10 protein-coding genes are annotated in these 9,027 nt (G+C 72.2%); 5 read left to right on the forward strand and 5 right to left on the reverse strand.

From position 1 onward, the window contains the following. Positions 1-602: NAD(P)H-dependent oxidoreductase (locus AOK24_RS32385; RefSeq protein ID WP_338060962.1), on the forward strand; the 602-nt coding region annotated here is incomplete at its 5' end. A 10-nt stretch (positions 603-612) separates the two neighbouring features. On the opposite strand, the gene AOK24_RS32390 is transcribed toward AOK24_RS32385, so the two are convergent. The 4 genes from AOK24_RS32390 to AOK24_RS32405 form a co-directional block, all read right to left on the reverse strand. Further along, positions 613-996 (reverse strand): fibronectin type III-like domain-contianing protein, encoded by a 384-nt coding sequence (locus AOK24_RS32390; RefSeq protein WP_079057100.1) that lies wholly within the window; start codon positions 994-996, stop codon positions 613-615. 192 nt (positions 997-1,188) lie between these two features. Then, positions 1,189-1,371, reverse strand: coding sequence for a hypothetical protein (locus tag AOK24_RS32395; RefSeq protein ID WP_055723590.1), 183 nt, complete (start codon positions 1,369-1,371; stop codon positions 1,189-1,191). 168 nt (positions 1,372-1,539) lie between these two features. Beyond that, positions 1,540-2,286, reverse strand: a complete 747-nt coding sequence (locus tag AOK24_RS32400) for a phosphotransferase family protein (protein WP_055723591.1) — start codon at positions 2,284-2,286, stop codon at positions 1,540-1,542. 103 nt (positions 2,287-2,389) lie between these two features. Then, positions 2,390-3,361: an alpha/beta fold hydrolase gene (locus AOK24_RS32405; protein WP_055723592.1), complete on the reverse strand. Its 972-nt coding sequence runs from the start codon at positions 3,359-3,361 to the stop codon at positions 2,390-2,392. A gap of 247 nt (positions 3,362-3,608) precedes the next feature. Between AOK24_RS32405 and AOK24_RS32410 the strand changes: the two genes are divergently transcribed. Both AOK24_RS32410 and AOK24_RS32415 read left to right on the forward strand, forming a co-directional pair. Next, positions 3,609-3,818, forward strand: a complete 210-nt coding sequence (locus AOK24_RS32410; protein ID WP_055723593.1) for a hypothetical protein — start codon at positions 3,609-3,611, stop codon at positions 3,816-3,818. A 122-nt stretch (positions 3,819-3,940) separates the two neighbouring features. Beyond that, positions 3,941-4,912, forward strand: coding sequence for a TIGR03619 family F420-dependent LLM class oxidoreductase (locus AOK24_RS32415; protein ID WP_055723594.1), 972 nt, complete (start codon positions 3,941-3,943; stop codon positions 4,910-4,912). Between the two features lie 54 nt (positions 4,913-4,966). Here AOK24_RS32415 and AOK24_RS32420 read toward each other — a convergent pair whose 3' ends face one another. After that, complete coding sequence (locus AOK24_RS32420) at positions 4,967-5,539, reverse strand: MarR family winged helix-turn-helix transcriptional regulator (protein ID WP_055723595.1); 573 nt, start codon at positions 5,537-5,539, stop codon at positions 4,967-4,969. Positions 5,540-5,813: 274 nt separating this feature from the next. Between AOK24_RS32420 and AOK24_RS32425 the strand changes: the two genes are divergently transcribed. After that, entirely contained in the window at positions 5,814-6,710 is an 897-nt protein-coding gene (locus tag AOK24_RS32425) for a LysR family transcriptional regulator (protein ID WP_055723596.1), read from the forward strand. A 193-nt stretch (positions 6,711-6,903) separates the two neighbouring features. Continuing rightward, a partial coding sequence (locus tag AOK24_RS32430) for an arylsulfatase (protein ID WP_206191296.1) occupies positions 6,904-9,027 on the forward strand: 2,124 nt, incomplete at its 3' end.

Below are 9,027 nucleotides of genomic sequence, written 5' to 3' on the forward strand. Positions count from 1 at the left end.
CCGTCCCGCCCGACCGCGCAACCTCCCGTACCGAACCCACCGCATCCCACGGAGACCTCCCCATGCCGAACCCGGCCAGCAGGACCCTCGTCGTTCTCGCCCACCCCCGTCTGTCCGAGTCCCGCGTGAACGCCGCACTCGTCCACGCCCTCCGGGAGGAGGAGAACATCACCGTCAACGATCTCTACGCCTGGTACCCGGGCTTCCGCATCGACGTGCCGCACGAACAGAGACTGCTGCTCGACCACGACCACGTGGTGCTGCAATTCCCCCTCTACTGGTACTCGATGCCCGCCCTCCTCAAGGAGTGGCTGGACGTGGTCCTGACCCGGGGCTGGGCGTACGGCCCCGGAAGCAGCGCGCTGCACGGCAAGACGCTGCGGCTCGCCATCTCGACCGGCAGCACCGCCGAGGCCTACCGGCCCGACGGGGCCCACCGGCACACCATCGGCGACCTGCTGAAACCCATGGAGGCATGGGCCCGTCCGACCGGGATGAAGCTCGCCGAGTCCCTGGTCGTGCACGGAGCCGGCCGGGGCCTGGACGACGAGACCCTCACCGGCCACGCGAAGCGCTACCGCGAGGTGCTGACGGCGGCCTGACGCGGCGCGGTCACCGCCCCGTCCGCCCAAGGCCGGCAGGCAGCGTGACCCGCCGGCGCAGCGGTAGGTCCCCGGCCGACGGCCCCGCCCAGACGTCCCGGGAACGGCCGCCCACGACCCAGCCGTGCGCGGCGCTGTCCCAGTGCTGTAGCTGCCGCTTCGCGACGGTGACCGTGATGCTGCGGGACTCGCCCGGCGCCAGACGGACCTTCCGGTAGCCGACCAGCGCCCGCAGGGGCTGCTTCGCGGTCCGCACCTCGGAGCTGGCGCCGAGCTGGATCTGCGGAACCGCCTGGCCGGTGCGCGTGCCGGTGTTCCTGACCGTGAGGCGGACGCTCAGCCCTTCCGGCTCCGGGGCGACGCCTTCGGCGCACTCCACCTCTCCGGGGTTCACGTCTTCACGTCGGCGTGATAGCCCCGCACCGCCACGCCGATCCGGTGGGACCCCGCCGTGAGGCGGACACGCGCGGAGATACCGGTGAGAGTGTCGTCGCGGCGGCTGTGTCTGGCGGCGACCTGCTTGCCGTCGACGGTCAGGGTCCGGTCGCTCAGGATCGAGCGGAGGCTGATGACGTAGTCGCCGTCCTCAAGGGACCGTCAGGGTGCGCGTCTGGTCGTAGGCGCTGGCCGCGAGTGCGTCGTCGCCGATGTGGTCGATCGCGCCACCCGGCAGCGCCGATCCCGGGATCACCGTGCCGATGGTGTCGACGCCGGGACGGTAGGAGACGCGCCCCGCGCGTTCGGTGATCTCGTCGCGCGGGCTGGTCACCGTCGTGGGCTTCGCCTGGGAGCTGACTCTGCGATCACGAGGGCGCCGGTCGGCGTCCCGATGGGCGCGATGTCGCGGGCCCATCCTGCGGTGAGCGGCAGGGCGCGGCCCTAGTCGCGCAGCAGGACGGCTCCTTCCTCAGCGACGGCGCTGAGCCGCCGGGCCGCCTCACATCCGGGCTCGCAGTACGTCGACCTCACAGCCCGGCGCGAACGGGTCGAAGCCGTGCCCGGCCAGCCAGCGCACCGCCAGCAGGCTGCGCAGTGACCACCACGCGCGGATCACGTCGAGGTCGACGTCGGCGCCGTAGCCGGCGATGACGTCGCGGAGGTGCTCCTCGTGTCCGAGGGTGAAGACGGCGAGGTCGTACAGGGGATCGCCCCGGCCCGCCTCGGACCAGTCGATGATGCCCGTGACCTTCTCGCCGTCGACGAAGACGTGCGCGATCTGGAGGTCGCCGTGGGTGAACGCCGAGGTCCACGGCCTCAGCGCGGCCTCGGCGACCCGGCGGTTGCGGGCGACCAGGTCCGCGGGCAGGACGCCGTCGGCCACAAGGCGCTCGCACTCGGCGTCGAGTTCCGCCGCCAGCGCGGGGATGCTCCGGCCGGCCTGGCCCGGCCGGGACGGCACCGGCGCGTCGTGCAGCGTCCGGATGGCGGCGCCCGCCGCGGCCCACGCCGCCGGCGAGCCGGTCGACGGCCCGCCGAGGCGCCCGAGCGTCGCCCCCGGGAGCGCGGTGAGGGCGAGTACGGACGGCTTGCGCCACAGGATCTCCGGGGTCGGGACCGGCGCCAGCGCCATCGCCTCGGCCTCGGCATCGAGGCGCGCCGGATCGGCGTCCACCTTCAGGAACACGTCCCCGACGCGCAGCGTCACGCGCTCGGAGTGGGCGACGACGACTTCGACCTCATCCATGGGAGACCAGTATCCCGGGGGTGATCGCCGCCGTCGCCGGGTTTCTCACGTGCGACGACACCCCCGACGGCCCGCGGTCGACTGCCGCAGCTCGCGGCGCGGGTCAGCAGTGGGAGCCCTCGGGGAAACGGGCCCCCGCGAGGAACTGTAGGAGCTTCTGGTTGAAGGCGCTGGGCCGCTCCCACGGGAGGGAGTGGCCGGCCTCGGCGAACGTGAGCACGGAGGCGTTGGGCAAGTGGCCCGCCACCATCCTGACCAGCGGCGGAGGCATGAACAGGTCGGCGGCCCCCGCCGTGAGCAGGGTCCTGACCCCGATGGTCTCCAGCAGGTCGAAGGTGATCCGGTGCCTCAGCGTCGGCCACGGGCCCGCCCCGGGGCGGGACTGCCGCGCGATCTCCTCCCAGGCCTGGACGCCCTGCGGATTGACCGCCCGGTAGGGCGCGCCGACCTCCCGGAAGGAGTCCGGCAGACCGCTGAACGCCTGGGGCAGGAGCCGGGTGAGGATGTCGGTGAACCCGGGTTCCTGGACGCCCATCTGGCTGTTGACGGACACCAGGCTCAGCAGCCGCCCCGGGTAGGAGAGCGCGAAGTCGGTGGCGACGAAACCGCCGAACGCCGCACCCACCAGGTGGAACCGCTTCAGCCCGAGCTGGTCGGCCACCGCCAGCAGATCCTCCGAGGACGGCTGCTGGTCGGGGGCCGGGTCCGAGGACCGGTAGTAACCGCGCCGCGAATAGGTGATCACCCGGTATCCGGCCCTGGCCAGCGCGGGCTGCTGGTACGGCCACGCCAGCGCGCTGCCGGTGCCCGCGTGATCGAACACGACAGGCGTTCCCGTGCCGCCGGTGTCCCGGACGTAGAGCCTTCCGCCGGGCACCTCCACGAAGCCGTCGGACGACGGAGACTGCTGGGGGACGGGCTCGGGAACCAGCGGATCGGCGAACCTCCCCGCCGCGGCGGCGGGCGGCGCTCCCAGAGCCATGGCCCCCACCGGCGCCGCCACCGCGGTCGCCACCGTCGCGCGCTTGAGAAAAGCACGCCGGGGCGCGCCCTTCGAGTATTCAGATCCCGACATCGTTCCTGTCCCTCATCCTGTGATCCCCGGGAAGAGCCCGAGCACGGCTCGAAGCCGCCTCTCCCGGCCTTCGGTGCGGCGTGCCACCACTGTGCGGCGCCCGGGACGGCCGAAGAAGCGGACAGTTCTCGTACGACTCGCCTGAGTACCACTGCTGTTGGCAGGTTCGCCCGCGAACCCGGCCCCCGATCCAGGACCTTCGCCGTACGGGTACGAGGCTCAGGTCCCGTTCGCCCCGGTGTAGCGCGTGCAGCGCACGGACACCGACGTCACGGCCGTCCGGGCTCGTCCCACCCTGACCGAGGAGGGCCGGGCGGCCCTGGACCGCGCGATGGCCGCGCACGTCGCCCACCTCCGCAGCCGCGTCACCGGCCCCCTCTCGGTGGACGACCGCCGGCACCTGGAACGCATCCTGCGCATCCTGCGCGACGCCGAGGGGTGTGCGCCGTCGCGGTAGGCGCACACCCCGTGGCGGTGAGGACGGACTCTTGTCGGCGGCCGGATCCGCTCCTACAGTTTGAGGCCAAACGATTATCTGGTGGGCCGAAGACACCGCACCAGGAACGGAGCCGCGCCACGATGACCACCGCACCCCGTATGCAACTGGTCCTCAGCGAGAACTGGACCATGACCCAAGGCCGCGCCGACCTGCCGACGCTGGTGCGCTGGGCGCGCGAGGCCGAGGACGCCGGGTTCGACTCCGTGATGATCAGCGAGCACATCGTGCTCGGCCCCGACGCGGGCGCGAACGGCGTCATGGGCAACCCGCGCGACTACGCCCTGCCGGGCAACCAGGACCCGCACACCCCCTGGCCCCACTCCCTGACCCTGCTCGCCGCGATCGCCGCCGTCACCGTACGCGTCCGCCTCGCCGCCTCCGCGGTGATCGCCCCGCTGCGCCACCCCCTGCTCCTCGCCCGCGAACTCGGCACCCTGGACCTGCTGTCCGAGGGACGCCTGACGGTGCTGCCCAACGTGTCCTGGAGCCGCGACGAGTACGACGCCCTCGGGGTCCCGTTCAGCAGGCGCGGCAGACTCCTCGACGAACACCTGGAGATCTGGGCGAAGCTGTGGGGCCCGTCCCCGGCCTCCCACCAGGGCGAGCACTACCGCTTCGAGAACGTGTACTTCGAGCCCAAGGCGTACCGCCCCGACGGACCCCGGCTGTGCTTCGGCGGAGCCGGCATGCACGACGCGATGGTGCGCCGGATCGTCCGCCACGGCCACGCCTTCAACCCGCTCGGCCGGCCCACGCCCGAGGAGATGCGGGTCCTCGCGGACGCGATGCGGGCCGCCGGTCGCGACATCGCCGACCTGGAGATGATCGGCGGCACCCGCGCGGTGTTCCCCGACGACCACTCGTGCGCGGACCTCGGCCGGGCGCTGGAGTCGATCCCCGAGCAACTGGAGCAGGGCTTCACGACGTTCTGCGTGAAACCGTCGCAGTTCACCGACGATCCCGACGCGGTCGGGGCCTTCTGCCGGGACGTCATGCGGCGCGTGGAGAAGCTCACTTCCGGCTCCACCCCGCCCGCAGGGGGAACGTCCTGACGGACGGCCGCGAACGCGGGGCGCACACGCATACGGCCCGGCCGCCCCCAGCCCTCAGCCCTTCGCCCGCCGCCCGCTGCGGCGAGGCGCCGGCTCCGCCCCCGCCAGCAGCGTCCGCCGGCGCTCCTCCCCGTTCTCCTCGATCTGGAGCACGACCCGCCGCAGTGACTCGGCGAGGTCGCGGCACTCGGCGTCGCTGAGCCGCTCCGTCACGAACGCCTCCTCCGCGTTGAAGTCGGGGAAGACGTCCCGCATGAACTCCTCGCCCTTGTCGGTGAGGCCGACCAGGACGAGCCGCCCGTCGTCGGGATGGCCGGAGCGGCGCAGGAGACCGCGCCCCTCCAGGGTCCGGGTCACGCCCGTGAGGGTGCCCTTGGAGATGCCCGACTCCTCGGCGACGTGCCGGGTCTCCGACTCGCCCCAGACCCACACCACCCACAGCACGACGAAGGCCGTCCACGTCAGGTCCGACTCGCGCAGCACCGAGTTCTCCAGGTGCTGGCGGACAGCCGAGGCGGCCCGGTGGATGTTGGCCACCGCCGCCATCTGCTCGCGCCGGATCGGGATGCCGCCGAGCTTGACCGAGGCCAGCCGTTCGGCTTCGGTGATGGATCGCTGTCCGGGCACGCTGCCTCCTGGGTCCGCGCGGCGCCACGGGCGGTGTACCCGGGACGACACGCCGTTCGGGCTCAAATTGTACGGAGGGCGGGGCGACGGCCCAAAAGGCGAGGGGGCACGCGGCATCCAGGAGCGGCCGCGAAATCGGAGGCACGGGAAACAGGACGCGGCGACTCCTCGGGGTCCGGTATCCCGCGCGTCCGGTGAGGGCGGGCCGGAACATACTGTCCCTGCCGCCCGTCGGACCGGTACGTGCGGCGACCCCGGGACGCGCGGAGATCTGATGGAACGACGACAGCTGGAGTATTTCCTCGCCGTGGCCGAGCACGGCGGTTTCACGGCCGCGGCCGTCGCACTCCACGTCGCCCAGCCCTCGCTGTCCCACGCGATCCGCACCCTGGAACGCGAATGCGGAGGGCAGCTCTTCCACCGCCTCCCGCACGGGGTCGCGCTCACCGCGGCGGGCCAGGCACTGCTCCAGCCGGCCCGGCAGGTCCTGCGCGACCTGTCCACGGCCCGGTCGCTGGTCCACGAAGTGCTCGGCCTCAGCGGCGGACGGCTCGACATCGTCTCCCAGACGACCCTCTCGGTCGACCCGCTCGCCGGGATGCTCGGCCGCTTCCACCGCGCGCACCCGAAGGTCGCCGTCCGGGTCGCCGACCCCGAACAGGGCCCGGCCGTGGCCCACATGGTCGCGGCCGGGCAGTGCGAACTCGGCCTGGTGGACGCCTCGGTCCCCACCGGCGACCTGCGCGGCATCGACCTGCCGGAGCAGGAGATGCACGTCGTGCTGCCCCCCGACCACCCGCATCCGCCGGGCGACACCATCACCTCGCGCGAACTGGCCGCCCTGGACCTGATCGTGACACCCCCGGGCACCGAGACCCGCGCGGCCGTCGACGAGGTGTGCACCGTCCTGGGCGTCGTCCCCCGCATCACCGTGGAGACGGCGCACCGCGCGATGATCGTCCCCCTGGTCCTGTCCGGCGTCGGCGCCGCACTGCTGCCGGCCTCCATGGCGAGGGACGCCGTGCTGCGCGGGGCACGGATGCTGTCCCCCCGGCCGCGACTGACCCGCCACGGCCGCCTGGTCTGGCGATTCGGCCCGCTCTCCCCGGCCGCCCAGGCCTTCGTCACCCTGGCCTCCGCACCCACCCAGGACGGGCCGGCCCAGCCATAGAAGTTTTCTATGGCCCTCATCGAAAACCGGTCCGCGGAAATCCACGACGTTTCGTTGACCGCCCTCGCCGGCGGCTGCCATTTTTATCGCGTCGCACCCGGCAATTCACCGATCGGCAGCCGCATTTCGCCGGTATTTCCGCCGCGATGCGAGGGCATGACATTTCCCCGCCGTGCACCGAATCGGAGAATACGTGAGCGAGTTCGACGCCGGACGGCACATCCTCCCGCGCCCCGACGCCCGCAGGCCCCTGACGACGGCGATGGACATCCACGACCAGGAGACCCCCTTCACCCCGATCGGCCCGGTCCCCCCGCCCGAAGGCGCGCCGAACGTCGTGATCGTGCTCGTCGACGACCTCGGATTCGGCACCTCCAGCGCCTTCGGTGGCCCCTGCGAGATGCCCGCGGCTGAGCGGCTCTCCGGCAACGGGCTGCGCTACACCCGCTTCCACGTGACGGCCCTGTGCTCGCCCACCCGGCAGGCCCTGCTGACCGGGCGCAACCACCACTCGGTGGGCATGGGCGGCACCACCGAGATGACCACCGCCGCCCCCGGCTACAACGGGTTCCGGCCGCGCAGCGCGGCGACCATGGCCCAGATCCTCCAGGGCAACGGCTACAGCACGGCCGCCTTCGGCAAATGGCACCAGACCCCGCCGCGCGAGATCAGCGCCGTCGGACCCTTCGACCGCTGGCCCACCGGAGAGGGCTTCGACACCTTCTACGGGTTCATGGGCGCCGAGATGAACCACTGGTACCCGCTGCTCTACCAGGGCACCACCCCCATCGAGCCGGACCGCAGGCCCGAGGACGGCTACCACCTCTCGGAAGACCTCGTCGACCACGTCATCGACTGGGTGCGCACCCAGCGGACCCTGACCCCGGGCCGCCCGTTCTTCACCTACCTCGCCCTCGGCGCCGCACACGCACCCCTGCACGTGGCCCCCGCCTGGCGGGAGAAGTACCGCGGCCGGTTCGACCACGGCTGGGACCGCCAGCGCGAGATCACCCTCCAGCGGCAGAAGGACCTCGGCGTCGTACCCCCGCACACGAGACTCGCCCCCTGGGCCGAGGGCGTACCCCACTGGGACGAACTCAGCGACAACCAGCGCCGGCTGTCCGCCCGGTTCATGGAGACGTTCGCCGGCTTCACCGAACACGCCGACGTCCAGGTCGGCCGGTTCCTCGACGCCCTGGAGGAACTCGGCGAACTCGACAACACGATCGTCCTCTACATCCTCGGCGACAACGGCGCCTCGGGGGAGGGCGGCATCGAGGGGACGATCGTCGAGCACCGGCTCGGACACGGCATCGTGGACGACCCCGACGAGATGATCGACCACATCGACGACATCGGCGGCCCCCTCAGCTACCCGATCGCCCCGGCCGGCTGGGCCCTGGCCCTCAACACCCCCTACCAGTGGACCAAGCAGGTCGCCTCGCACCTCGGCGGCACCCGCGACGGGATGATCCTGCACTGGCCCCGCGGGATCATCGAACGCGGCGGACTGCGCCACCAGTTCGCGCACGTGATCGACGTACTCCCCACGATCCTGGACTGCGTGGGCGTCCCCGCGCCGTTCAGCGTGGACGGCGTGGCCCAGCAGCCCATCGAGGGCACCAGCATGCAGCCGACGCTCACCGACCCGCAGGCGCCCGAGCACCGCCGTACCCAGTACTTCGAGATGTGCGGCAACCGGGGCATCTACCACGACGGCTGGATGGCGGTCACCCGGCACGGCATCCCCTGGGAGATGGTGCCCGAGGGCGACCGCAGGTTCACCGACGACGTGTGGGAGCTGTACGACCTGACCACGGACTGGAGCCAGGCGCACGACCTCGCCGCCGAACACCCGCGGAAACTGCGCCGGTTGCAGGACCTGTTCCTGATCGAGGCGGCGAAGCACCAGGTCTTCCCGCTGGACGACCGGGTCACCGAGCGGGAGAACCCGGCCATGGCCGGCCGGATCGACCTGCTCGGCGACCGCACCTCCGTCACCTACCGCGCGGGCATGCGGCGGTTCACCGAGGAGACCACCCCGAACGTCAAGAACCGCTCCCACAGCATCACCGCCGACGTCGACCTCACCGAGGCCACCACCGAGGGCGTACTCATCGCCCAGGGCGGCCGGTTCGGCGGCTGGACCCTGTACTTCACCCAGGGCAGGCCCGCCTACGCCTACAACTACTTCGGCATGAGCCTGTACACGGTGCGCGGCGACCGGCCCCTGCCACCGGGACGGCACGAGATCCGGCTCGACTTCGCCTACGACGGCGCGGGCCTGGGCAAGGGCGGCACGGCCGTCCTGCTCGTC

Origin of the sequence: Streptomyces niveiscabiei, from assembly GCF_001419795.1 — a bacterium.
In the GTDB taxonomy this organism is placed as follows: Bacteria; Actinomycetota; Actinomycetes; order Streptomycetales; family Streptomycetaceae; genus Streptomyces; species Streptomyces niveiscabiei.